This window comes from Marinobacter sp. 1-3A (assembly GCF_016597775.1).
Classification (GTDB): Bacteria; Pseudomonadota; Gammaproteobacteria; order Pseudomonadales; family Oleiphilaceae; genus Marinobacter; species Marinobacter xiaoshiensis.
Map to the genome: position 1 here is coordinate 38,672 of NZ_VCGZ01000011.1, position 22,793 is coordinate 61,464.

Below are 22,793 nucleotides of genomic sequence, written 5' to 3' on the forward strand. Positions count from 1 at the left end.
GCCAACAACTTCAGATAATTCGAACATGCACACAGCCATTACTATAGACGCCCTGCGAGTCCTCGATGCCATCAGCCGCAAAGGCAGCTTCGCCGGTGCTGCTGGCGAACTATTCCGGGTGCCATCGGCGATCAGCTACACGGTGCAAAAGCTCGAGGAAGACCTGAACGTCACCCTGTTCGACAGAAGTGGTCATCGCGCCGTGCTCACGCCTGCAGGCCTTTACCTACTCGAGGAAGGCCGCATTCTGCTTGATGCCGCCGAGAACCTTGCGCACTCAACCCGGCAGGTCGCGCAAGGCTGGGAAACCAGGCTGCGGATCGGATTCAACTCATTACTGCCAGCGGAGTGCCTATTCCCGGCCATCAAAGACTTCAGCGCCTTGGGCGTGCCTGTCGATGTTCAGATTGTTGAAGAAGTGTTTGCCGGCACCTGGGATGCGCTTCAAAGCCGCAGGGTGGACCTTGTTGTGGGAGCCGACGACATCAGCAAGCCCGCCGGAAACTTTACGTGTCAAAACCTTGGAGTAATGGATTTCATTTTCGTCGTCTCACCCGGCCATCCTCTGGCGAACGCGGAAGAACCTCTGAGCGAGGAAGATATCTTACGCTTTCCCGCTGCCGTTGCCGCTGACTCGTCTCGATCTCTTCCCGTTGGTCACGCAGGCATCTTCCACCGACAGCGCACCTTGACCGGCACCAACATGGATCACAAAATCGCCTTGCAGAAAGCAGGCCTCGCCGTAGGCTGGCTGCCCAGATCCCGAGTGAACACCTTGGTTGCCAACGGCGAACTCATCGAAAAGCAGGTGAGAGAGGCGAGGCAATCCGTTTCGCTCCAGGCCGCCAGGCACGCGGAGAACAAGGGTAAGGCCCTGATGTGGTTTTGGGACCGGCTGATCGACGATCCGGCAATAGCAGACTGGCTCACCACCTGAGCGTACGCGCAAGGCATGGGGCGAAATGGCTCCGCAGCAGAACTCTGGCAGGCAAATGAGTCAACGGCATCAACAGACAGTTCATTTATACTGCAGCGAACCACACTAACGAACGGAGCTCATTGATGCGGCAGCTATCGGAACTGGATGCCTCCTTCCTGTACCTGGAATCAGCCAATGCACCGATGCACATCGGCAGCATTTACGTGTTTGACGCCAGCGAACGGGAAACACCCCTGGCGTTCAGCACCTTTATTGCCTATCTACGGAGCCGACTTCACGTCGTCCCGGTGTTCCGCCAGCTACTAAAAGAAATCCCGCTGCGCATGGGTCGGCCCTACTGGATAGATGATCCGGATTTCAGTATTGAGCGACACCTGGCCTATGTCAGCCTCGGCGAAAACAGCCGTGAATCACATCTGATGACTCTTGCATCCAGGATACTCGAAGATCCTCTGAAGCGTGATCGCCCACTCTGGCACATTACCTTCGTGGACGGTTTCCGCTTGGGTGACGATAAAGAAGGCAAGGCCGGCTTCGCTCTCATTGTAAAACTGCACCATGCAGCCATCGATGCCTTCAGCGGTGCTGAAATCATGGGCAAACTGATGGAATACACTCCTGAGCCACAACCCATCCGTACGCCACGCCCCTGGCAACCACGGCCGAAACCTTCAGAAGAGCGTGTTGTTATACAGGCAGGCGTCAACATGCTGCGAACCCCCTGGCGCGCGACGTCTCTCGCCGTTGGTGCGGCAGAGGCAACAGTTCGCGGCCTGATCCAGAAGCAACTGCGGAAAATACCTTTGCCATTCCCGCTGTTTTCAGCTCCCCACAGCCCATTCAACCGCCAGATCACAGCCAATCGCCAGATAATCTCAGCGAAGGTAGACTTATCTCGCCTGAAAGCAATCAAGGCATCCCTGGTGGATGTAACACTTAATGATGTGGTGCTGGGGCTTTGTGCAGAAACCCTGCGTCGATACCTGGATGATCAGGGTGCAAGCACTAGTGAGTCGTTGATTGCCATGACGCCCATCTCCGTGCGTTCAAGTACATTGAACAAAGCCACCGGCAGCCAAATGTCTGCCATGCTTCTGGATCTGGCAACCGATGAGCGTAACCCGGCCCAACGTATTCGCCGGATTCACTGGAACGCTGTCGCCTCCGAGCCATACCGGGAGGCCATTGCTGCAGATCGACTTACTGAATTATTGCCCTCAACGATGCTGGCGTTGTCAGCACGACTGTATTCGGAACTACAGATTGCTCAGCGCTACCAACCGGTATTCAACCTGCCCATTACCAATGTGCCCGGGCCACAGGTTCCCCTTTACTTACAAGGTGCGAGACTGGTTCAACAGTACAATGCCGCTCCACTGTTCGACAGTTTGGGGCTGGTTATTGTGGCCGTAAGCTATCAAGGTAGCCTCACCCTCAACTTCACCATCTGCCCGGATGTGGTCGCTCATGGAGAGTCTCTCCGAAGTCATGTCTGTGACAGCCTTGACGCCATAGAAATCGCCGCCAACAAGCTTGCCCCCGAGGAAATGTACACCCCGCTCGAAGAATCCCGGAGCCAGACACTGGCAGACGATGCCATGAATCTGCTTGAAGGCGCGCTGCAGAAACTGACCGCGCGCTTCAGGCGATAGCGAGCAATATTAACGCTGGGTTCTTACTCAAAGGCCCAGCGCAGAAATGCCTTTTTGTCTTCATCGCTCGCGGTTTCCCAGACCGACTTGAGACGGCTAAGTGCATCCACGCCATCATCAGCGACAGCATTCCCATCTGAAAGCATTGGAGCCCGATCTGCGCGGGGGCTATCGGCGGGTGACCAGTTTGTGGAGTAAGCAAGCGCTGCGCCTTCAGCGCCTACAATCGCTGCGGAAAACTCAGGCATCTCTTTTTCGGCCTGCTTGCGGGATTCCGGCTTGGAGAACTCAAACTGGTATATGGCATCAGGGCTTGCTTCAAAGCGCACGACTTGCGGCTTGCTTTCAATCACGTGGACCTTTGACTCACCGTTATCCACAACACCGGATTTGGCCCAAATGGTTTTGTAGGTGAACACTACCTCGTTTTCACCCGGCAGCAGTGCATAATCCAATGCCAGGTCGTCCATCAAATAACTCTTCATCTCGCGCCCGTTAACCTGGCTAACGTGAATAACACCCGGCGCCTTCAAGACTGCTGCATTCTCTGCACCTGCCGGCTCACCCTCCCAGGTTTCGAGCTTGGTTACTGCCATTGAGCAACCAACCAGAGTTGTCAGCAACAACGATGCAAACACAAACCGGCACATCTGCGACCACCGGTTCAGACAGCGCATCTCCAACCTTGCAACACGTAAAATGTGAACCATACTCATGTTATCTCCTTGAGGGTAAGAGGAAGCCCGGTGCGAGGGTGCGACCTGCTATGGCGCATTTTGAACATCAAGACTACCAAGCGCAACCAAATGCGCAAACATGCGCAGCAGGCAGACCGGCCATGGCAACTTCAATTTAATTGTTAATAATTGTTGAATTTGCCCCAAATTGGTTTAATTTTAAACAGAACATCATCAATCACACTGCGCCCGACACACAACATCAGAAGTCAGGCACCGGAGCCGGCCATGAACACCCAGGTCAGATCAGGAGAAGACAGGCACATCCCCTTTCGCAGCAGTCGGTACTTTTGCGTCGGAAATAAATGGTACTTCACGACCAGGGAGGGCTTTGACAGCGGCCCCTTCGCATCAAGGGAGCGCGCTGAAATCGGGCTGAAGCGCTTTCTTCATGTGGTCAAGCTGCTTCCGGAAGAGTCGCAGGTGCATTAGGGTCTGTTGCGGGCCAGCCACCCAAGCCGGGCCCAAATGCCTCTTCTATTGGATGAATGGCATCAGCCAGGTGTCGATTGCGAGCAGGCAAAGAAGTGCCATGACTGCAGCGACGACATCGTCCACCATGATACCCAACCCTCCTGGCAACCGTTCATCCAGCCAGTTGATTGGCCACGGTTTCAAAACATCGAACAACCTGAAAACCAGAAACGCCAGTAATACGCCGTAAACGTGCTCCGGAAACAGCCCCAGAGCTATCCACATCCCTACAAACTCATCCCACACGATACCGCCATGGTCGTGCACTTTCAGATCCGCAGCAGTTTTGCCACATATCCAGATACCGGCCACAAATGCCAGTGCAACAACAAGCCAGTAAGCAGCCGGCGGCATCCATGCAAAGCAGTACCACAGTGGAATGGCGGCGAGGCTTCCCCAGGTTCCCGGCGCCCTTGGGGCTGCACCGCTGCCAAAGCCGAAAGCTAAAAGGTGCACGGGATCTTTCAGAAAACCCGGCGGCAAAATAGCCTGCGGTATATCTGGATCCGGCCACTGATCTTCCTGGTTCATGCTCTTCTCCTGAAATGGTCAAAACCTGTCGCTTCTGAGCCCGAAGCTACATCAATACCGTCGAGGCGCAAGCCTGGGGCAGGCTCAATCGCACCAACTACCGTGAAATGCTGCTTCAGCGCCTCAGGCGCAGTTGCCCAAGTTGCCTCCGGGATGGTCGCGCATAGTTCGTAATCATCGCCGGAGTTCAGCGCATAATCCACGGCTGCGTCGCCCTTCAGGCGAGCAAGCGCCAGCGACACTGGCACCTGGGCCCGCACTATATTTGCGCCTACACCGGACGATTCGAGAATATGATTGAGATCCGCAAGCAACCCATCAGAGACATCAATGGCAGCCGTAGCGAGACCTCTCAGGGCTATGCCTAATTTCAGCCTCGGTTGCGGATGATGGTATTGCTCCAACACGCACTGTTCGTCTTCCGAAGGACTGAGGGCATCAAGATAATCCAGGGCTGCCCCTGCATCGCCCAGTGTGCCAGACACTACAACCAGGTCGCCAACACTGGCTCCGGCACGCCGGATGGCCAGCCCCTGCTCCACCAAACCATGCACTTGCAGGCTCAATGCGAGTGGGCCGCGAGTTGTATCCCCTCCGGCAAGCACCAAACCGAAGGATTCGGCCGCACGACCGAGCCCGCGGGCGAAGCCCCGCAACCAGGGTTCGTCGACTTCAGGGAGTGTCAGTGCAAGGGTAAAGCAGGCAGGCTCGGCACCCATGGCGGCCAGGTCACTCGCAGCAACTGCAAGCGCCCTCCAACCAAGAAATTCCGGGCGATAGCCAATGGGAAAGTGCACACCTTCAACCAAGGTGTCGATAGAAAAAACCAGATCAGAGCCGGGAGGAATACTTTGAATTGCACAGTCGTCGCCCGGCCCCAGCAGAACAGAGCGAGAACCGTGCAGACGCGCTAACGGCATGAAATACTGCCGGATCAGCTCAAATTCACCCATCGGTTAGCGTGAGCGGGTCTCGGCAAGACGCAAACGACGGCCCAGCTTATCAAGCACACTGTTAACAAACTTGTGCCCTTCCGTGCCCCCGAATCGCTTCGCCAGCTCGATACCCTCATTGATAACGACCTTGTAGGGCACATCAACCCTGTGGCGAAGCTCATAGGCACCCACCCGCACAATGGCAAGCTCCACAGGATCCACCTCTAGTAGCGGGCGATCAAGGAACGGTTCAATCAGCTTGTCCAACTCGGCCTGTTCACGGTGAACGCCTCGCAGAACATCACGGAAATACAAGGAATCAACCTTGGTCATGTCGTTATCGACCATGAACTCCGCTTCAATATCCGTAATCGGACTCTTGGTAAAGTGGCGCTGGTAAAGCCCCTGCATTGCCAGAATCCGGGCACGGCGACGATCGCCAGCTTTTGGCTGGCCTGACGGCGCCGGGCGGGGTGTCGTACTGTCAATATCGCTCATTACTCACCCAGCTTGTTGAACAGGCTAACCATTTCCAGCGCTGTGATAGCCGCCTCGGCGCCCTTGTTACCAGCCTTGGTACCGGAACGCTCAATGGCCTGCTCGATTGAATCTACAGTCAGCACACCAAAGGTAACCGGCACGTCTGTTTCCAGACTCACAGCCCCAATGCCACTGGACGCTTCACCAGCCACATACTCAAAGTGCGGCGTACCGCCACGTATAACGGCGCCCAGTGCAATAATGGCACTGTAGCCACCAGTTTCTGCCACACGCTTGACGGCCAGTGGCATTTCATAGGCACCTGGCACCCGCACAATGGTGATGTCGCTGTCGGGAATGCCGTGGCGGCGCAAGGTGTCGATAGCACCCTCTACCAGGCTTTCCACAACAAAACTGTTAAAACGACCAACCACCAGCGCATAACGCCCAGTGCACTGGGTAAAATCACCTTCAATTACTTTGATATCCGCCATTGGTGGCTCCTTCTCGGGTTGCAGCCACTATGCTGCAACCAGGTTTATCATTCCGGGGTGTAGGGTATGTACTCAACCACTTCCAGATCAAATCCGGAAATCGCCGAGTATTTTACGGGCGGGCTAAGCAAGCGCATTTTGCTTACACCCAGATCCCGCAGAATCTGAGAGCCTGTACCCACGGTGAAATACACACCGGAGCTGCCCTTGCCAGCGGGGCCTTGCCCCTGGTCAAAGAATTCCTGGATTCGGTCTTCAAGGTTGTAGCTGTCCTCTGCACTGTTGAGCAGGACTACAACGCCGCTGCCTTCAGCGGCCACTTTCTCAAGCGCATGGTGCAACGGCCAGCTGCGGGAATCCTTGCGGCGCGCACCCAGCAAATCCCTGAGCGTGTCGGTAATATGAACTCGTACGTGCACAGGCTCATCTGCCGGAATCTCTCCGTAAATCATAGCCAAGTGCGTGGAGCCCTGAATAATATCCCGGTAAGTGCGCAGCTTGAACACACCGTACTCGGTATCGAGCAAGTTCTCTTCAATGCACTCGACCGTGCGCTCGTGCGTCGTGCGGTAATGAATCAGGTCAGCAATGGTGCCAATCTTGAGGTTATGCTCTTCGGCAAAACGTTCAAGGTCTTCCCGACGCGCCATGGAGCCATCATCGTTCATGATTTCACAAATGACACCTGCGGGCTCACTACCTGCAAGGGCGGCCAGATCACAGGAGGCTTCCGTGTGACCTGCGCGACTAAGCACTCCGCCAGGATCAGACATCAGCGGAAAGATATGCCCGGGCTGAACCAGGTCTGACGCCTTGGCATTGCGAGCCACTGCCGCTTGAACCGTACGTGCACGGTCCGCCGCTGAAATACCGGTGGTTACGCCGGTGGCCGCTTCAATAGACAAGGTAAACTTGGTGCCGAAACCTGACGCATTCTGCTGAACCATCAATGGCAAGCCCAGCTGCTCACAACGATCCCGTGTCATAGGCATGCAGATAAGACCGCGACCAAAACGTGCCATGAAGTTGATGTCTTCGGCGGTACAGTGTTCGGCTGCCATCACAAGATCACCTTCGTTTTCCCGATCTTCATCGTCCATCAGGATAACCATCTTGCCCTGGCGGATGTCTTCTATGATTTCTTCAACGCTGTTCAGTGCCATACTGTTTTGCACCCTTTCAATGCGCCCATTGCCACTTTTCAGAAGCTGCCATGGTGCGCACCGTGAATTTAATCGCTTAGCGGCGAACCAGGATCAGACGCTGGTCTTCTCCAACCTGTCGCCTGTCTTGTACGGTCCATTCGATCTTGTCTGCCATCGTCTCCAGTGGAAGATGCGCCGTCGGTCGACCGTTGCTTCCCAGAAAAACTGGTGCCTGATAAAGCCAGAGCTCGTCTACTAGCTGTTCGTTGATAAATGTGCCTGCCAACGTCGGCCCAGCTTCAACCAACAATTCATTAATGCCCATTTCCCCCAGCGAATCCAAAAGCTCGGAGACATCAATACCATTATCCTTCCATGCGACGCCCTTCAGGCGAATTCCCAGTGCGGCAAGATCCTGCGCCGGTGCGGTTGTCAGCGTCGAAGATGCGCAAAAAACCTGAACTTTTCCGCCCCGCAAAATGGTTGCGGAGGGAGGCGTTCTGGCGTCCCTGTCTGCAATCACACGCAATGGTTGCCGCGAGGGCTCGGTAGCAGCGCCAATATCCCCGAGTTCTTCACGGCGAACGGTCAAAGAAGGGTCGTCCGCGAGCACGGTGCCAACACCGGTTAGAATTGCATCGCTCTCGGCACGGAGCCGCTGTACATCACGACGGGCTTCGCTACCGGTAATCCATTGACTCTCTCCGGACGCCATGGCGGTGCGGCCATCGAGGCTGGAAGCCATTTTAAGCCTGACCCAGGGGCGCCCCGTATTCATGCGCTTCATAAAGCCACGATTCAGGCGCGCCGCTTCTTCTGCCAGCAGCCCTACATGAACCCTGATACCGGCTTCGCGGAGCATGTCGAGCCCCCTTCCGGAGACCGACGGATTCGGATCTTGCGTGGCCGCAAACACGCGGGATATGCCCGCATCAATCAGCGCTCGGGCGCAGGGCGGTGTGCGCCCAAAATGACTGCATGGCTCCAGAGTGACATAGGCTGTAGCGCCACGGGCATCCGTGCCAGCCTGGCTCAATGCCCGCGTTTCCGCATGGGCTTCGCCGGCCCGTTCATGCCAGCTCTCGCCCAAAATCCTGTCGCCACGGGCTATCACGCAGCCAACCCGAGGGTTGGGGTGCGTTGAATAGCGGCCCCGCCACGCAAGCTGCACGGCTCGGGCCATCATGGACCGGTCCCGAAGCTCCGTCATTTCTTTCTTTCCGGGGGCTGCTTGCCCACCAGGACTTTTGCAACATCAACCGCAGTTTCGCCGTTAGTTGCCGAAAGCCGCTCGATTTCTTCTTTAAATTCGTTGATATCCTGGAAGCTGCGATAAACAGAGGCAAACCTTACGTAGGCCACTTTGTCGAGCTGACGCAGCTCTGTCATCACTTCCTCACCCAACTGCATGGACTTTACCTCACGCTCGCCGGTCGCTCTCAGGCGATAGCGAATGCGATTCAGTGCAGCATCAATTTGCTCAATGCTCACCGGGCGTTTTTCCAACGCTTTCATTATTCCGGAGCGCAGCTTTTCTTCATCGAAAGGCTGACGAATACCATCCTGCTTGACCACCCGTGGCATGACCAACTCGGCGGACTCAAACGTGGTGAAGCGCTCATGGCAGGAAAGACACTCTCTGCGGCGGCGCACCTGATCACCCTCGGTCACAAGACGCGAGTCAATAACTTTGGTATCTGCTTCACCACAGAAAGGACAATGCATAACGGTACTCCGGAGAGGGAACCGGGAGGTGCGATGTTTACGCACCCTACCCGGCAGGTCTTACCAGACGTTTAGCTGTATACCGGGAAGCGCGCGCACAGGGCTTCAACCTGTCCACGAACACGGCTGCTAACAGCTTCGTCTTCCAGATTATCAAGGATATCGCAGATCCATCCTGCAAGCTCACGGCATTCCGCCACACCAAAACCACGGGTAGTGATCGCGGGCGTACCCATGCGCAGGCCAGAGGTCACAAACGGCGAGCGTGGATCGTTGGGAACCGCGTTCTTGTTGACGGTAATGTGCGCACGACCCAGGGCGGCGTCGGCATCTTTACCGGTGATGTCCTGCTTGATCAGGCTCACCAGGAACAGATGGTTCATGGTACCGCCGGAAACCACATCGTAGCCACGATCAACAAACACGTTCGCCATGGCTGACGCATTCTTGACCACTTGCTGCTGATAGGCTTTGAACTCGTCGCTCATGGCTTCTTTGAAGCAAATTGCCTTGGCGGCAATCACGTGCATCAGAGGGCCACCTTGGCCGCCCGGGAAAACAGCCGAGTTCAGCTTCTTGTGCAGAGCTTCGTCGTCGCAGGCCAGAATCAGGCCGCCACGGGGTCCACGCAAAGTTTTGTGAGTTGTGGTAGTTACCACGTGTGCGTGGGGCATCGGATCGGGATACACGCCCGCCGCAACCAGACCGGCCACATGGGCCATATCCACGAACAGGTAAGCACCAACCTTGTCGGCAATGGCGCGGAAGCGGGCGAAATCCAGTTCCTGCGAATAGGCGGAGAAGCCGGCAATGATCATCTTCGGCTTGTGCTCAACGGCCATAGCTTCCAGCTCGTCGTAATCAATCAAGCCAGTATCTGTGTTGATACCATACTGCACAGCATTGTAGATCTTGCCGGAAAAGTTAACGCTGGCGCCGTGGGTAAGATGGCCGCCATGCGCAAGACTCATACCCAGAACCGTATCACCCGGTTCAACCAGCGCCATGAAAACGGCAGAGTTGGCTTGGGAACCAGAATGTGGCTGCACGTTGGCATAAGCGGCGCCGAACAGTTCCTTGGCGCGATCGATCGCCAACTGCTCAGCAATATCAACAAACTCGCAGCCACCGTAGTAGCGCTTGCCGGGATAACCCTCGGCGTATTTGTTGGTCAGATCACTACCCTGTGCTTCCATAACCCTGGGGCTGGTGTAGTTCTCTGATGCAATCAGCTCAATATGAGCCTCCTGACGCTTGCTTTCCGCCTGCATGGCGTTCCAGAGTTCGTCGTCGAAACCGGCGATCTTCATATCACGATTAAACATCGGTGCGCTGCCCCTGTGTGCTTGACTGGCCCGGAGGGTCTTGGGAATGCCTCCGGAATCCCTTAAAATTCGGGCCGCTATTCTAGCCCATTACCGGGTTGGAAATCATCCTTTATGCTGTGCGCAGATACCGTCATGCATATATCGGCGGTTTTCCTGAAATTGCTATAGCCCCCTTGTTTCGATACCTTACAAACCCAACTATTTATTCCTGTTTACAAGGTTCCATGGAGCTATAGCGAAAAACAGCGAAAAGCGCCTCCGAAACCTGCCACATCCTGTTTGAAAAGAGGGTAATGCCTTTATGGCTCAGTACGTTTACAGCATGAATCGCGTTGGCAAGGTGGTTCCGCCCAAGCGCGAAATCCTCAAGGATATTTCCCTGAGCTTCTTCCCGGGCGCCAAGATTGGCGTACTCGGCCTGAACGGTTCTGGTAAATCCACCCTCCTACGCATTATGGCGGGTGTGGACCAGGATTACATCGGTGAAGCCCGCCCCCAGCCCGGCATCAAGGTGGGCTACCTGCCTCAGGAGCCGGAACTGGACGATACCAAAACCGTGAAAGAGATTGTCGACGAGGCGGTTTCTGAAGTTCATGACGCACTTGCCGAACTGGACAAGGTTTATGCAGCCTATGCTGAGCCGGATGCGGATTTCGACGCTCTGGCCAAGAAGCAGGGCCAACTGGAAGCACTGATTCAGGCCACCGACGGCCATGACATAGAACGCAAAATGGAAGTTGCGGCAGACGCCCTGCGCCTACCCGCCTGGGACCAGCCGGTAAAGAACCTTTCGGGTGGTGAACGCCGCCGTGTGGCTCTATGCCGCTTGCTCCTCTCCGGCCCGGACATGCTGCTGCTCGACGAGCCCACCAACCACCTGGACGCAGAGTCCGTAGCCTGGCTGGAGCGCTTCCTGCACGACTATGAAGGCACTGTGGTTGCCATCACTCACGACCGCTACTTCCTTGATAACGTGGCTGGCTGGATTCTGGAACTCGACCGGGGCCAGGGCATCCCGTTTGAAGGCAACTACAGCCAGTGGCTTGAGAACAAACAGCAGCGTTTGAGCACCGAAGCCAAACAGGAAGCCTCACACCAGAAAGCCATGAAGCAGGAACTGGAATGGGTGCGCAGCAACGCAAAAGGCCGCCAGTCCAAGAGCAAGGCCCGCCTTGCCCGCTTCGAGGAAATGAGCTCTCAGGAGTTCCAGAAGCGTAACGAAACCAACGAAATCTACATTCCACCCGGCCCCCGCTTGGGCGATAAGGTCATCGAAGTGGAAGGTATCAGTAAAGCCTTTGGTGACCGCTTGCTCTACGAAGATGTGTCCTTCACTGTGCCGCCAGGCGCTATTGTGGGCATTATCGGTGGTAACGGTGCGGGTAAATCCACCCTGTTCCGCATGATCGCCGGCCAGGACGAGCCGACCTCGGGCAGTATTACCGTGGGCGAAACGGTACAGTTGGCCTATGTAGACCAAAGCCGCGATCTGGATGGCTCGAAAACCGTGTGGGAGCTGCTCAGTGACGGGCAGGACATGATTAAAGTAGGCAACTATGAAACCCCTTCGAGAGCCTATGCCGGCCGCTTTAACTTCAAGGGCTCGGATCAGCAGAAGCGCGTGGGCGATTTGTCGGGTGGTGAGCGTAACCGCTTGCACCTGGCCAAGCTGCTGAAGGAAGGCGGCAACGTATTGCTGCTGGACGAACCTACCAACGACCTGGATGTAGAAACCCTGCGTGCCCTGGAAGAAGCCCTGCTGAGTTTCCCTGGCTCAGCCATGGTTATTTCTCACGACCGCTGGTTCCTTGACCGTGTAGCCACGCACATTCTGGCGTTTGAGGATGATGGTGAGGTGGTGTACTTCGAGGGTAACTTCGCCGAATACGACGAAGACCACAAGAAGCGTAAAGGGGATTCCGCCATGGTGCCCCAGCGCATGAAGTACAAGAAGCTGGCCTGATGGCAAAAGCCAAAACCGCTTATGTCTGCACCGAGTGCGGTGCAGACTATTCCAAATGGCAGGGTCAGTGTACGTCCTGCCAAACCTGGAACACTGTCAGTGAAGTTCGTGGCGTTAGCAGTAATGCCAAAGGCGCTCGCGGGGTTCGCTTTGAAGGTTTCGCCGGCAGCCTGTCGGCCGTCCAGAGCCTGGATGACGTTAGCCTTGCCGAGCAGGAACGCATCAGTACTGGCATGCAGGAGTTCGACCGGGTTTTAGGCGGCGGGCTTGTAGAAGGTTCTGCTGTGCTAATGGGCGGTCACCCTGGCGCCGGCAAAAGCACCTTGCTGCTTCAGGCAGTGTGTCATCTGGCCGCCAGCGTTCCCGCGTTATACGTAACTGGTGAAGAGTCACTGCAGCAAGTAGCCATGCGCGCCAAGCGCCTTGGCTTGCCCACCAAAGATTTGAAAATGCTCTCTGAGACCAGTGTCGAGCGACTGATTCAGGTGGCTGAAGCTGAGAAACCACGAATTCTGGTGGTGGACAGTATTCAGGTGATGCATGTTGCAGATATTGAATCTGCTCCCGGCTCTGTTTCTCAGGTTCGTGAAAGCGCTGCATTTCTGACCCGTTTTGCCAAGCAAACGGGCACGATTCTGTTCCTTGTGGGTCATGTTACCAAGGATGGCAGCCTGGCTGGACCCAAGGTTCTGGAGCATATGATTGACTGCTCTATCCTGCTGGAAGGTTCCAGTGACAGCCGTTACCGGACGCTGCGAGGCATCAAGAATCGTTTTGGCGCCGTGAATGAGCTGGGCGTGTTTGCCATGCTTGAGCAGGGCCTGAAGGAAGTTAAAAACCCCAGTGCGATTTTCCTGAACCGCGGTGAAGAGGCCGCGCCTGGCAGTGTGGTCATGGTGGTGTGGGAAGGCACCCGGCCGATGCTGGTGGAGATTCAGGCGTTGGTTGATATGGCTCAGGGTGGATACCCGAGGCGTGTGGCGGTTGGTCTGGATCAGAATCGCCTTGCGATGCTTCTTGCTGTTTTGCACCGGCATGGCGGCTTGCATGTATCGGATCAGGATGTATTTGTGAACGTGGTGGGTGGCGTGAAGGTGAATGAGACCAGTGCGGATTTGGCGTTGCTCGCTGCCATTGTGTCTTCGTTTCGTGATCGGGCTTTGCCGCAAGATTTGGTGATTTTTGGGGAAGTTGGGTTATCGGGGGAAATTCGGCCGGTACCCAGTGGTCAGGAACGGATAAATGAGGCGGCGAAGCATGGGTTTACTCGCGCCCTGGTGCCTAAAGCCAATGCGCCGCGTAAGGCTATTGCGGGTATGAAGGTGATTCCGGTGACCAAGCTTAGTGAGGCGATTACTGCCCTGGAAGAGCTTTGACCTCGATCTTCTGAGTTTACGGCAGGGTTAGGCTTTACCGTCCAAAAACCGCTACGAGCACATCCATGTGCGCTTGTCTTCGGCCGTCCTTGGCCTACGACATTTTTGGACGGTAAAGCCTAACCCCGCCTGCAGACGCAGACGCAAAACCTCCAACTTAGTCGCTGATCAAACTAGTCAATTAAGTGGGCCAACTCCCTCTCAAGAAGAACCTGATCCCCCAGGTTTAATTCAACAAGACGCCTCAGGTGCGTTGCGCTCTCCAGGTCTATGTACTGGCATTTGAAGCCCAGCCTGTGGGCTTCAATGTGTTTTAGCTCAACCGCCATAACAATTCCTACCTTCTCCCCATCAAGATGAACAACCACTTCGCAGGGTTGATTCAGGGGCACATCCCAGCTTTGCGGGCGTTTGACCAGCACGCCTTTCAGGGAGATATCCAGCACTTCGGTTGTCCACTGGCTTTCGAGAGCATGGAGCTCGCACGGGGCATCGAAGCTTATGCGGTGGAACTTCCGTTTTTCGGATGCTTTGGCAGGCAAGGGATTGCTCCTTTTTATTGTCGGTACGTCTGATACGACTATAGCCGGAACGGGGTCACGCATCCATACAGGCTTTAATGGCAGCGGCAATCGGAGCTCAAGCAGGAGGATGGATTAACAATCCTCTCCGTTTTCCTCTTGGCATCGTGGGTCGAGGTCTGTTGCCATGGGAGCGGCATCTGGCAGGGGGACGATTTTTTCTTTTTGTTCTTCGGGTGCGGCCGGTTTCTTGTATACGCGCATGAGCACATACATGGCGTAGATCAATGCCACTGCCGACTCAAACACGAAGAAACTGAAGGGGCCAGAAACTGCCATGAGTCCTGCTGCGAGTAGTGGCAAAGGGTACGCCTGAAGCGAGCAGGCTCAGCAATACGGCCCAGGAGCCGCCAACCAATATAAGCGCAACCGACATAACCAGTCGCCGGTCAAGCCTGTCTGCCAACGCGCCAATGGGTAGTTGGAAGACCAAGCCGCCCAGAACTACCACGCTCATGAACATGGCGGATTCAGCCACGCTCAGGCCGATTCTACGGGCGAAGACCACGCCCAAAGCGTAGAAGGAGCCAATCATTACCCCCGACACCACTGCCCCGACCATGCCAACCGGTGATGCTGCATAAAGAGTTTTCAGATTGAGTGCGCGGCTTTCGCTGAGATTTGGCTCTCCCAGGCTGGTCATGGCAACGGGTATTAGAGACAACACGATCAGGGCGGCCGTACCGCCCAATAGGGGACGTACCGAGACAAGAATCTCGCTTACGCTTCGCACCATTGTCCGGTAGTCACCCATTGGCTCAGCTCTTTTTTAGCTGTGGTATTCCGGGCTCAATTCAACAACGGCTTCAATGAAGGCTTTGGCGTTCTCGGGCTTCACTTCAGGAGTGATACCGTGCCCAAGATTGAAGACGTGCCCGGGGCCTGAACCATAACGACGCAGGATGTCACCCACTTCCTCGCGGATCCGTGCCGGTGAAGCGTACAGCATAGTCGGGTCCATGTTGCCCTGCAGAGCGACACGGTCGCCTATACGGGCACGGGCGTCGCCGATATCCGTGGTCCAGTCCAGCCCAACAGCATCGGCTCCTGTATCTGCGATGGACTCCAGCCACTGACCACCATTTTTGGTGAACAGAATCACTGGAACGCGGCGACCATCGTGTTCACGGATCAGGTTATCCACGATCTTCTGCATGTAATTCAGCGAGAACTCTTTATAGGCCCAAGTGCTCAAGAGTCCGCCCCAGGTATCAAATATCTGAACAGCCTGGGCGCCTGCCTTAATCTGGCCATTGAGGTAATCAATTACGATATCGGCAAGCATGTCCAGCAGGCGGTGCATAACCTCAGGCTCGCTGTACATCAGTTTTTTGGCTTCGCGGAAGTCTTTGGAGGATCCGCCTTCAACCATGTAGGTTGCCAGTGTCCAGGGGCTTCCGGAGAATCCAATCAAAGGAACGCGGCCATTGAGTGCGCCACGGATGGTGGAGACCGCATTCATTACGTAGTCGAGGTCGGTTTCTGCCTTGATAGCTGGCAGGGCATCCAAGTCTGCTTTGGAGCGTATGGGGTGCTTGAACTTGGGGCCTTCACCCGTTTCAAAATACAACCCCAGGCCGAGAGCATCCGGAATGGTGAGAATATCCGAAAACAGAATCGCGGCGTCCAACGGAAAACGCTCAAGGGGCTGAAGTGTTACTTCACATGCCAGCGGCGTGTTCTTGCACAAGCTGAGGAAATCGCCAGCTTTCTCCCGGGTAGCACGATACTCGGGTAGATAGCGTCCGGCCTGGCGCATCATCCATACCGGGGTACGATCAACAGGCTGGCGCATCAAGGCGCGCAGAAAGCGGTCATTCTTCAACTCGGTCATAGGGATCCCAACGTTGTCTCTTTCAGATGGTCTTTGTAGAACGGATGCAATGATACCCCGTTTATCATAATAAAAAAGGCCGGCTTACCCTTAGTCAGCCGGCCTGTCGAGTCATGATACAGCCTTAATCAAATATCAAGATAATCCATGATGCCTTCGGCTGCCTGGCGACCTTCCCAGATTGCCGTAACCACCAGATCAGAACCCCGAACCATGTCGCCACCAGCGAATATCTTGGGATTGCTGGTCTGGAAACCAAACTCTGCCTTTTCCGGGGCGGTGACCCGGCCCGATTCGTCGATGTTAATTGCATGGTCAGCAAACCAGTCGGCCGGGCTGGGCCGGAAGCCGAAAGCCACGAGCACGGCATCGGCTGGAATGACTTCTTCGCTACCGGGAATCACTTCCGGGCGGCGACGGCCGTTTTCATCCGGTTCACCGAGCTGCGTCGATACTACTTTTACACCTTCAACCTGACCCTCACCAACAATGGCAATGGGCTGGCGATTGAACAGGAATTTTACCCCCTCTTCTTTGGCGTTGGACACCTCTCGGCGTGAGCCCGGCATATTTGCCTGGTCGCGACGATAAGCACAGGCCACACTCTCCGCCTGTTGGCGGATGGAGGTTCTGTTGCAGTCCATCGCGGTATCACCGCCACCGAGTACCACCACCCTCTTGCCTTTCATATCAATGAAGTCAGCAGCATCTCTTTCGAAACCTAGACGACGATTCACATTGGAGACAAGGAAAGGCAAAGCATCGTAAACACCCGGAAGGTCTTCCCCCGGGAATCCGCCCTTCATGTAGTTATAGGTACCCATACCCATAAACACGGCATCGTAGTCATCAAGGAGTTCCTGCATCTGCACATCCTTACCCACCTCGGTGGACAAGCGGAACTCTACACCCATTTCTTCAAAAACCTGGCGCCGGCGGGCCATAACGGACTTTTCCAGTTTGAATTCGGGAATGCCAAATGTGAGCAGACCGCCGATTTCCGGGTAGATATCGAACACCACTGGCTTCACACCGTGGCGAACCAGCACATCGGCACAACCAAGGCCTGCCGGGCCAGCGCCAATTACCGCCACCTTTTTATCCGTCCACTTGACCGCAGACATATCCGGCTTCCAGCCCAAAGCAAACGCCGTGTCGGTGATGTATTTTTCAACCGAACCAATGGTCACGGCACCGAAGCCGTCGTTGAGGGTGCAAGCACCTTCGCACAGGCGGTCTTGCGGGCAAACACGGCCGCAGACCTCGGGTAGTGAGTTAGTTTGATGACACAACTCAACCGCCTTCATGATGTTGCCTTCCGCAACCAGCTTCAGCCAATTGGGAATGTAGTTGTGAACCGGGCACTTCCACTCACAATAGGGATTGCCGCATTCCAGACACCGGTGGGACTGGGATGCTGCGCTATCGGCAGTGAACGGGTGGTAGATTTCACCAAACTCCTTTTTGCGTTTCTTCGCAGGGACTTTTTTCGGATCTGCCCGCCCTACTTCTACAAACTGAAAATCGTTACTAAGTCTTTCTTTCATGTTGGCGCTCTCATCAACTCAATTTCGACAGGGGCTGCACCACTCGGCAACCCTGAACCCTCGCAAGTAACCAGCTTAAAAACACAGCGCTTATTCAGGGCGCGCACGGGTACTTGCCAACAAGCTGCGCAAACTTGCAGCCTTGGGTTTCACCAGCCAGAAGCGGCCAATGTAGTCGTCGAAATCTTCAAGAATATGCTCGGCCCAAACACTGCCGGTTTCCGATATGTGCTCACGAATCACGCTGCGCAGATGGTTGCGATAAGCTTCCATTTCTTCACGGGAAATACGCTGTATTTCCACCAACTCGTGGTTGTATTTGTCTACAAACGTGTTGTCCATATCCAGCACATAGGCGAAGCCGCCCGTCATACCGGCACCAAAGTTGGGGCCTGTAGAACCCAACACGGTAACCAGTCCGCCGGTCATATACTCACAGCAATGATCGCCGGCGCCCTCAACAACTGCATGGGCGCCAGAGTTGCGTACTGCGAATCGCTCACCGGCGGTGCCAGCCGCAAACAGTTTGCCGCCGGTGGCTCCGTAGAGGCAGGTGTTACCGATGATCGCGGTCTTCTGGGACTCGAAAACACTGCCGCGGGGTGGCTTGACGACCAGTTTGCCGCCAGTCATGCCTTTGCCCACATAGTCGTTAGCATCGCCCTCAAGAATCAGATTAAGCCCGCCAACGTTCCAGACACCAAAGCTCTGGCCCGCAGTGCCCACAAGACCCAAGGTTATTGGCGCGTCTGCCATTCCCTGGTTGCCGTGCTTTGCCGCAATCTCACCGGCAAGTCGCGCACCAATCGAGCGGTCGCAGTTAGTGACGCGATAATTCCAGGCACCACCGGTTTTGCCTTCAATGGCCGGAGCAATGGCTTTCAGCATCTCTTCCGCCAGCAAGCCCTGGTCGAATGGCACATTGCGCTCGATCTGGCAGGTTTGCGGTTTGTCCGCAGGAATGTGATCGTTAGACAGCAACCTAGTGAGGTCTAGCTGTTTCTGGCGCTCGGTATCGCCAGGCAAGCGAACGAGAAGATCCGTTCGGCCTACAAGCTCTTCCAGCGTACGCACGCCCAACTTGGCCATCCACTCACGGGTTTCTTCCGCGACAAAGCGGAAGAAGTTCATGGCCATTTCCACCGTGCCTTTGAAGTGCTCTTCCCGCAGGTGCTCGTTCTGGGTGGCAACACCGGTAGCACAGTTATTCAGGTGGCAGATGCGCAGGTACTTACAGCCCAAAGCCACCATGGGGGTGGTGCCAAAGCCAAAGCTCTCGGCACCAAGAATAGCGGCCTTTACAACATCCAGGCCGGTTTTGATGCCGCCATCTGTTTGCAGCCGAATCTTTCCACGCAAGTCGTTGGCGCGCAGCGCTTGCTGGGTTTCGGTCAACCCCAGCTCCCACGGTGAGCCGGCATAGCGAATCGATGCCAGAGGGCTGGCCGCCGTGCCTCCGTCATAGCCGGATACGGTAATCAGGTCGGCGTAGGCCTTGGCTACACCTGCTGCAATGGTGCCAACACCCGGTTCTGAGACGAGTTTTACAGAGACCAGAGCTTGTGGATTAACCTGTTTGAGGTCAAAGATCAGCTGCGCCAGATCTTCAATGGAGTAGATATCGTGATGCGGCGGTGGCGATATCAAGGTAACGCCGGGCACAGAGTAGCGCAGTCGTGCGATCAACTGGTTGACCTTGCCACCGGGTAGCTGTCCACCCTCGCCTGGCTTGGCTCCCTGAGCAACCTTGATCTGCATAACATCGGCGCTGCGCAGATACTCTGCGGTTACACCAAAGCGGCCGGAGGCCACCTGCTTGATCTTGGAGCGCTTTATGGTGCCGTGGCGAACCGGGTCTTCACCGCCCTCACCGGAATTGGAACGGCCCCCAAGCGTGTTCATAGCCACGGCTAAAGCTTCATGAGCTTCTGGCGACAAGGCGCCAAGGGACATGGCAGCCGAGTCGAACCGGGGAAAGATTTGCTCCACTGGCTCAACAGCTGAAAGCTCGATGGCTTCTATACCTTCACGAAACCCGAACAAATCCCTGATCGTCGCGACCGGGCGCTCATTGACCAGCGCCGCGTATTCTTTGTAATGCCCGTAGCTGCCACTGGTTACCGCTTCCTGCAACTTGGTCACCACATCCGGGTTAAAGGCATGATACTCCTGCCCATGGATGTATTTCACCAAACCGCCCGGGGTGATGGGCTTGCGCGGCTTCCACGCTGTCGCGGCCAACTGCTCCTGGTCTTGCTGCAAATCGAAAAAGCCTGCTCCCTGAATGCGGCACGGAACGCCTTTGAAGCACAGATCTGCAACGTCATCAGCCAGACCAATAGCCTCAAAAAGCTGGGCGCCCCGATAAGAGGCAATGGTGGAGATGCCCATTTTGGACAAGATCTTCAGCAGGCCCTTGTTGATCCCTTTGCGATAGTTGTTCTTCGCCTCGATAGGATCCATCAACAACTCGCCGGTGCGGATCAAATCATTCAGTACCTGATATGCGAGGTAGGGATAAACCGCGGTAGCTCCAAAGCCCAACAGCACAGCAAAATGATGGGGGTCCCGCGCCCAGCCAGTTTCCACGATGATATTGGAATCACAACGCAGACTCTTTCCGGACAGGTGGTGGTGAACCGCGCCTGTCGCCATCAATGAACTCACCGGCAGCTCGCCCTGCCTCAAATCCTTGTCTGAAAGAATAAGTAGTACCTTGCCGCTGCGAACAGCTTGCTCAGCCTCATCACAAATGCGGCGAATTGCCTGCTCAAGCCCCTGCTCCGGCAGGTAGTTCAAGGAAATCCGCGCCACGGCGAACCCCGGGCGCTCATTGTTGGCGATGCGAAGAAACTTGGCTGGAGACAAAACCGGTGTCGTCAGGATAATTCTGTCTGCATGCTCTGCGGTCTCCTCAAAGACATTACGCTCGGCACCCAGACAGGTTTCCAGCGACATCACAATGGCTTCGCGGAGGGGATCAATCGGCGGGTTGGTTACCTGTGCAAACTTCTGGCGAAAATAATCTGCCACGTGCCGAACCTTGCTGGACAATACCGCCATGGGCGTGTCGTCTCCCATGGACCCGACGGCTTCCTGGCCATTTTCCGCAAGTGGGCGAAGGATCTGGTCGCGCTCCTCATAAGACACCATAAACATTTTCTGGTGCACCAGAAGATCATCGGCATCCATCAATCGGAATTCCGGTGTCTCCTGGTTCAGTGTTGCCTCTACTCGCAGTGCATTTTCACGCAGCCAACGCCTGTAGGGCTGAGCCGTTTTGAGCCGCTGATCGATATCCCGGGTGTGCAACACTTCTCCGGTCTCCGTATCAATCGCCAACATTTGCCCAGGGCCTACCCTGCCTTTGGCAACCACGTCTTCTGGTTTGTAGCCGTAGGTACCAATCTCTGATGCCAGAGTAATGAAGTCATCCTTTGTAACTACCCAACGCGCAGGGCGCAAACCATTCCTGTCCAGCATGCACACAGCGTAACGGCCATCCGACATAACCAGTCCGGCAGGGCCATCCCAAGGTTCCATGTGCATGGAGTTGTACTCATAAAATGCACGCAGCTCGGAGTCCATGGTGTCAACATTCTGCCAGGCCGGTGGAATCATCATGCGCGCAGCCCGGAACAGGTCCACGCCGCCCGCCAGCAGAATTTCAAGCATGTTGTCCATGCTTGAGGAATCCGAACCGGCAAGGTTCACAAGAGGCTGCAGAGTTTTCAGGTCCGGCAGGTTTGGCGAGCTGAACTTGGCGGCACGTGCAATAGCCCAATTCCGGTTGCCGTCAATGGTGTTAATTTCGCCATTGTGAGCCAGAAAGCGAAACGGCTGAGCCAGGGGCCAGAGTGGCATGGTATTGGTGGAGAAGCGCTGGTGAAACACGCATATGGCTGTAGCGAAATCGGGATCACCCAGATCCTTATAGAAGTTCGCCAGATCCGCCGGCATCATCAGCCCTTTATAGGCAAGGGTGCGATGGGAGAGACTGCAGATATAGAACTCGGAATCATCCGCCATATCCCGCTCGGCATGGCGGCGCCCAACATACAGGCTAATGGCAAATTCCTGCTCTGACTTGCCTGCAGGCGTTACGAAAACCTGCTCTATACGGGGCATGCAATCCAAAGCCATTGGCCCAAGACAGCCGTCATCTACTGGCACTTCCCGCCAGCCCATAATTTCAAGGCCTTGGTCGGCCAGACACTTTTCCAGAACTAATCGGCCTTTTGCAGCTTTATCGGCATCCTGACTCAGAAACACCTGGCCTACGGCGAATAAGCCTTTGGGCTCTTGGCCGAATGCTTTTTTGGCCGCTTTCTTCAGAAAAGCTTGAGGACTTTGTATCAGGAGGCCGCAACCGTCACCGGTTTTGCCATCGGCCGCAATACCACCTCTGTGTGTCATGCAGGTGAGCGATTCTATGGCTGTTTGCAGCAGTTTGTGACTGACCTCGCCTTTCATGTGGGCGATTAGTCCAAACCCGCAGTTATCTTTGAACTCGTCGGGGTGATACAGACCTGATTTCATAAGCGCCCTCTTGCATATTTATGCATCTTTATCGGCGACTTTGCACCAAAAAAGTGCACAAAATCCGCCGACGCTAAAAAAATGGGGCAGCGATTATACGCACGTAAAAATACGCACACAAACACATTTTATTTTATATTTTCTGAAAGGAAACAGAGCAGTTAAGCTTTTCTCTTAAGAAACAGGAAGTTGCCCTGTGTTATCGGCAGGTCATAAGGCTTCGATTGTTCGCACCCAAGGCGTGCCCGATATCAGTGCACGGGGCAAAGTGGACGCAGCCTTCTGAGCCTCTTCCTTGGTTGCGTAGCTCCCATAAAGAACCATGAACCAAGGCTCGCCCTTACGCGCTCCCCTGGTATAAACCAGCTCAGGGAGAGAGGGGTTGCGAGCAATAACATTCAGTGCCGTTTGCTCCAGATTTCCAGCCACCAACTGGATGGTCCAACCCTTACTCCGGCTGCGTATTTGCTCAACGCCTACATATTTACTGGCATTTTTTGGAACGAAGTCAG

Annotated in this window: 21 protein-coding genes; 5 read left to right on the forward strand and 16 right to left on the reverse strand. The window is 55.3% G+C overall.

Annotation, left to right across the window (positions count from 1 at the left end):
* Nucleotides 1-25 precede the first annotated feature (25 nt).
* Nucleotides 26-937, forward strand: coding sequence for a LysR substrate-binding domain-containing protein (locus FE848_RS15790; RefSeq protein ID WP_200204822.1), 912 nt, complete (start codon nt 26-28; stop codon nt 935-937).
* 125 nt (nt 938-1,062) lie between these two features.
* Nucleotides 1,063-2,592, forward strand: a complete 1,530-nt coding sequence (locus FE848_RS15795) for a WS/DGAT/MGAT family O-acyltransferase (RefSeq protein ID WP_200204823.1) — start codon at nt 1,063-1,065, stop codon at nt 2,590-2,592.
* Between the two features lie 23 nt (nt 2,593-2,615).
* Here FE848_RS15795 and FE848_RS15800 read toward each other — a convergent pair whose 3' ends face one another.
* Nucleotides 2,616-3,308, reverse strand: coding sequence for a DUF2057 family protein (locus tag FE848_RS15800; protein ID WP_200204824.1), 693 nt, complete (start codon nt 3,306-3,308; stop codon nt 2,616-2,618).
* Nucleotides 3,309-3,557: 249 nt separating this feature from the next.
* On the opposite strand from FE848_RS15800, the gene FE848_RS18805 reads away from it, so the two are divergent.
* Entirely contained in the window at nt 3,558-3,761 is a 204-nt protein-coding gene (locus FE848_RS18805; protein ID WP_200371757.1) for a DUF6316 family protein, read from the forward strand.
* A 45-nt stretch (nt 3,762-3,806) separates the two neighbouring features.
* Here FE848_RS18805 and FE848_RS15805 read toward each other — a convergent pair whose 3' ends face one another.
* The 8 genes from FE848_RS15805 to glyA form a co-directional block, all read right to left on the reverse strand.
* Entirely contained in the window at nt 3,807-4,334 is a 528-nt protein-coding gene (locus FE848_RS15805; protein WP_200204825.1) for a phosphatidylglycerophosphatase A, read from the reverse strand.
* Complete coding sequence (gene thiL / locus FE848_RS15810; protein ID WP_200204826.1) at nt 4,331-5,287, reverse strand: thiamine-phosphate kinase; 957 nt, start codon at nt 5,285-5,287, stop codon at nt 4,331-4,333. Before thiL ends, FE848_RS15805 begins: the two co-directional genes overlap by 4 nt.
* A gap of 3 nt (nt 5,288-5,290) precedes the next feature.
* Nucleotides 5,291-5,767: a transcription antitermination factor NusB gene (nusB, locus tag FE848_RS15815; RefSeq protein ID WP_200204827.1), complete on the reverse strand. Its 477-nt coding sequence runs from the start codon at nt 5,765-5,767 to the stop codon at nt 5,291-5,293.
* Nucleotides 5,767-6,243 carry a 6,7-dimethyl-8-ribityllumazine synthase gene (gene ribE / locus FE848_RS15820; protein ID WP_200204828.1) on the reverse strand — a complete coding sequence of 159 codons (477 nt, stop codon included), beginning with the start codon at nt 6,241-6,243 and terminating at the stop codon, nt 5,767-5,769. Before ribE ends, nusB begins: the two co-directional genes overlap by 1 nt.
* Nucleotides 6,244-6,290: 47 nt before the next feature.
* The gene (gene ribBA / locus FE848_RS15825) at nt 6,291-7,406 is read right to left on the reverse strand and encodes a bifunctional 3,4-dihydroxy-2-butanone-4-phosphate synthase/GTP cyclohydrolase II (protein ID WP_200204829.1); all 1,116 of its coding nucleotides are present in this window, start codon (nt 7,404-7,406) and stop codon (nt 6,291-6,293) included.
* Nucleotides 7,407-7,482: 76 nt separating this feature from the next.
* A complete protein-coding gene (ribD, locus tag FE848_RS15830) occupies nt 7,483-8,598 on the reverse strand; it encodes a bifunctional diaminohydroxyphosphoribosylaminopyrimidine deaminase/5-amino-6-(5-phosphoribosylamino)uracil reductase RibD (RefSeq protein ID WP_200204830.1) in 1,116 nt (371 codons plus the stop codon).
* On the reverse strand, nt 8,595-9,113 hold the full coding sequence (nrdR, locus tag FE848_RS15835; RefSeq protein WP_200204831.1) for a transcriptional regulator NrdR: 519 nt from the start codon (nt 9,111-9,113) through the stop codon (nt 8,595-8,597). The genes ribD and nrdR overlap by 4 nt, the downstream gene beginning before the upstream one ends.
* A gap of 71 nt (nt 9,114-9,184) precedes the next feature.
* Nucleotides 9,185-10,438 (reverse strand): serine hydroxymethyltransferase, encoded by a 1,254-nt coding sequence (gene glyA, locus FE848_RS15840; protein ID WP_200204832.1) that lies wholly within the window; start codon nt 10,436-10,438, stop codon nt 9,185-9,187.
* A gap of 304 nt (nt 10,439-10,742) precedes the next feature.
* Between glyA and ettA the strand changes: the two genes are divergently transcribed.
* The gene (gene ettA / locus FE848_RS15845; RefSeq protein WP_200204833.1) at nt 10,743-12,404 is read left to right on the forward strand and encodes an energy-dependent translational throttle protein EttA; all 1,662 of its coding nucleotides are present in this window, start codon (nt 10,743-10,745) and stop codon (nt 12,402-12,404) included.
* The gene (gene radA / locus FE848_RS15850) at nt 12,404-13,780 is read left to right on the forward strand and encodes a DNA repair protein RadA (RefSeq protein WP_200204834.1); all 1,377 of its coding nucleotides are present in this window, start codon (nt 12,404-12,406) and stop codon (nt 13,778-13,780) included. The genes ettA and radA overlap by 1 nt, the downstream gene beginning before the upstream one ends.
* Nucleotides 13,781-13,953: 173 nt before the next feature.
* Here the strand turns inward: radA and FE848_RS15855 are convergent, their stop codons facing one another.
* The 7 genes from FE848_RS15855 to FE848_RS15885 all read right to left on the reverse strand — a co-directional run.
* Nucleotides 13,954-14,322, reverse strand: coding sequence for a PilZ domain-containing protein (locus FE848_RS15855; RefSeq protein ID WP_227715397.1), 369 nt, complete (start codon nt 14,320-14,322; stop codon nt 13,954-13,956).
* A gap of 114 nt (nt 14,323-14,436) precedes the next feature.
* Nucleotides 14,437-14,640, reverse strand: coding sequence for a hypothetical protein (locus FE848_RS15860; RefSeq protein ID WP_200204836.1), 204 nt, complete (start codon nt 14,638-14,640; stop codon nt 14,437-14,439).
* Nucleotides 14,603-15,115, reverse strand: coding sequence for a hypothetical protein (locus FE848_RS15865; protein ID WP_200204837.1), 513 nt, complete (start codon nt 15,113-15,115; stop codon nt 14,603-14,605). Before FE848_RS15865 ends, FE848_RS15860 begins: the two co-directional genes overlap by 38 nt.
* Before the next feature lie 15 nt (nt 15,116-15,130).
* Nucleotides 15,131-16,195 (reverse strand): uroporphyrinogen decarboxylase, encoded by a 1,065-nt coding sequence (gene hemE, locus FE848_RS15870; RefSeq protein WP_200204838.1) that lies wholly within the window; start codon nt 16,193-16,195, stop codon nt 15,131-15,133.
* 128 nt (nt 16,196-16,323) lie between these two features.
* Nucleotides 16,324-17,742 (reverse strand): FAD-dependent oxidoreductase, encoded by a 1,419-nt coding sequence (locus FE848_RS15875; RefSeq protein WP_200204839.1) that lies wholly within the window; start codon nt 17,740-17,742, stop codon nt 16,324-16,326.
* Between the two features lie 90 nt (nt 17,743-17,832).
* Nucleotides 17,833-22,281 carry a glutamate synthase large subunit gene (gene gltB / locus FE848_RS15880; RefSeq protein ID WP_200204840.1) on the reverse strand — a complete coding sequence of 1,483 codons (4,449 nt, stop codon included), beginning with the start codon at nt 22,279-22,281 and terminating at the stop codon, nt 17,833-17,835.
* Between the two features lie 210 nt (nt 22,282-22,491).
* Nucleotides 22,492-22,793, reverse strand: a 302-nt coding sequence (locus tag FE848_RS15885; RefSeq protein ID WP_200204841.1) for an SPOR domain-containing protein, incomplete at its 5' end; no start/stop codon positions are given.

Bases quoted from the DNA above. Each gene is read 5' to 3' on its own strand.
- ribD (WP_200204830.1), bottom strand. From the start codon at position 8,598: ATGACGGAGCTTCGGGACCGGTCCATGATGGCCCGAGCCGTGCAGCTT.
- FE848_RS15860 (WP_200204836.1), bottom strand. From the start codon at position 14,640: ATGGCAGTTTCTGGCCCCTTCAGTTTCTTCGTGTTTGAGTCGGCAGTG.
- radA (WP_200204834.1), top strand. From the start codon at position 12,404: ATGGCAAAAGCCAAAACCGCTTATGTCTGCACCGAGTGCGGTGCAGAC.
- nrdR (WP_200204831.1), bottom strand. From the start codon at position 9,113: ATGCATTGTCCTTTCTGTGGTGAAGCAGATACCAAAGTTATTGACTCG.
- FE848_RS15800 (WP_200204824.1), bottom strand. From the start codon at position 3,308: ATGAGTATGGTTCACATTTTACGTGTTGCAAGGTTGGAGATGCGCTGT.
- hemE (WP_200204838.1), bottom strand. From the start codon at position 16,195: ATGACCGAGTTGAAGAATGACCGCTTTCTGCGCGCCTTGATGCGCCAG.
- FE848_RS18805 (WP_200371757.1), top strand. From the start codon at position 3,558: ATGAACACCCAGGTCAGATCAGGAGAAGACAGGCACATCCCCTTTCGC.
- FE848_RS15805 (WP_200204825.1), bottom strand. From the start codon at position 4,334: ATGAACCAGGAAGATCAGTGGCCGGATCCAGATATACCGCAGGCTATT.
- thiL (WP_200204826.1), bottom strand. From the start codon at position 5,287: ATGGGTGAATTTGAGCTGATCCGGCAGTATTTCATGCCGTTAGCGCGT.
- FE848_RS15795 (WP_200204823.1), top strand. From the start codon at position 1,063: ATGCGGCAGCTATCGGAACTGGATGCCTCCTTCCTGTACCTGGAATCA.
- nusB (WP_200204827.1), bottom strand. From the start codon at position 5,767: ATGAGCGATATTGACAGTACGACACCCCGCCCGGCGCCGTCAGGCCAG.
- ribE (WP_200204828.1), bottom strand. From the start codon at position 6,243: ATGGCGGATATCAAAGTAATTGAAGGTGATTTTACCCAGTGCACTGGG.
- glyA (WP_200204832.1), bottom strand. From the start codon at position 10,438: ATGTTTAATCGTGATATGAAGATCGCCGGTTTCGACGACGAACTCTGG.
- ettA (WP_200204833.1), top strand. From the start codon at position 10,743: ATGGCTCAGTACGTTTACAGCATGAATCGCGTTGGCAAGGTGGTTCCG.
- gltB (WP_200204840.1), bottom strand. From the start codon at position 22,281: ATGAAATCAGGTCTGTATCACCCCGACGAGTTCAAAGATAACTGCGGG.
- FE848_RS15865 (WP_200204837.1), bottom strand. From the start codon at position 15,115: ATGGGTGACTACCGGACAATGGTGCGAAGCGTAAGCGAGATTCTTGTC.
- FE848_RS15875 (WP_200204839.1), bottom strand. From the start codon at position 17,742: ATGAAAGAAAGACTTAGTAACGATTTTCAGTTTGTAGAAGTAGGGCGG.
- ribBA (WP_200204829.1), bottom strand. From the start codon at position 7,406: ATGGCACTGAACAGCGTTGAAGAAATCATAGAAGACATCCGCCAGGGC.
- FE848_RS15790 (WP_200204822.1), top strand. From the start codon at position 26: ATGCACACAGCCATTACTATAGACGCCCTGCGAGTCCTCGATGCCATC.